Origin of the sequence: Delftia tsuruhatensis NBRC 16741, from assembly GCF_001571325.1 — a bacterium.
GTDB classification, from domain to species: Bacteria; Pseudomonadota; Gammaproteobacteria; order Burkholderiales; family Burkholderiaceae_C; genus Comamonas; species Comamonas tsuruhatensis.
In genome coordinates this window covers 1-1,001 of sequence record NZ_BCTO01000123.1, presented here as the reverse complement: position 1 = coordinate 1,001, position 1,001 = coordinate 1, and the positions used below count along the sequence as shown (strand labels likewise).

Genomic DNA, 1,001 nt, shown 5'->3' with positions numbered 1-1,001 from the left:
GTACAACCTGCACAGGTACTACGATGCCGCGACGGGGCGGTATATGCAGGCGGACCCGATCGGGTTGGAGGGTGGGTGGAATCGGTTTGGGTATGTGAGTGGAAATCCATTGAATTTCATTGATCCCGAAGGATTGGTATTTCTTGACCTAACGACGTTTGAAGGTGCAAAGCACAAAACCACTCTCGATCAAGCTGTGCAGGCAGGTGCGTGGACTAGGCTTGTCACCATGCCGGCAATAGCAGCTGCACTTTCACCTTCGACAGTAGGTTTGGCTGGTTCTGCCTTAACTCCCTCGTGTTCCTCTGCTGCGAACTGGTACATGCTAGGAGCTGAGGCTGATGTTGCGTGGCTTAATCTCAGTCTTCGGGAGAAATTGCTTTATGAAATAGGTCAAAAAACCACGGCATCCTACGCGAAATACTCATCACTAGACCCAGTTGCTCGTGGTGCATCATTAGTTGCAGATATTGGATGGCGGCGGGCATTAACCCCTGAAATTGGAGGAATTGGTTTGGGACTTGGATCAACATTTGGTACGGGACCTACGCCTTTATTTAGATGGTTATTTCCAAGAATTATTGGTGGTGCAGGCTTGTCTTCGACGTTGACAAGTGATGGAGAGCAGTGCAGCTGCCGGAGGTGATTAGATGACGGGATTTACTATTTTCTATGGCTGTTTATATTTGTTTTTTGGAATTTGGATTTATAGAATATTTTCGCCTGCTTGGCCTTGGTGGGGTGCGAGTCTGATGGGGCTGATTTGTGTTGTTGCCTTGCATTTCTCTTTGGCTCTATTTGGGCATCTTTCGATGCTGCATCATCAATCAAAAAAGCGGAAAAAATTGGAGAAAGAAGAAAAATCATCAATTAACCCTGATTGAATCTTTCAAAAAAATCTGTAGCCTACGTCAGCTGCGATAGCCGTGGAGTACTCGAGTTGAATCTCCAACTTGGATACCGCCGCCCTTCGGGAACACGGCCGCTCCTCACCAACCAAG

The 1,001-nt window shown here is 47.6% G+C and carries 2 protein-coding genes; both read left to right on the top strand.

Features of this window, described 5'->3' with window-relative positions; translation table 11 throughout:
• Positions 1 to 646, top strand: a 646-nt coding sequence (locus tag DTS01S_RS30240; RefSeq protein WP_169804713.1) for an RHS repeat-associated core domain-containing protein, incomplete at its 5' end; no start/stop codon positions are given.
• Between the two features lie 4 nt (positions 647 to 650).
• The gene (locus tag DTS01S_RS30815) at positions 651 to 884 is read left to right on the top strand and encodes a hypothetical protein (RefSeq protein ID WP_128422733.1); all 234 of its coding nucleotides are present in this window, start codon (positions 651 to 653) and stop codon (positions 882 to 884) included.
• Positions 885 to 1,001 lie beyond the last annotated feature (117 nt).

Bases quoted from the DNA above. Each gene is read 5' to 3' on its own strand.
- DTS01S_RS30815 (WP_128422733.1), top strand. From the start codon at position 651: ATGACGGGATTTACTATTTTCTATGGCTGTTTATATTTGTTTTTTGGA.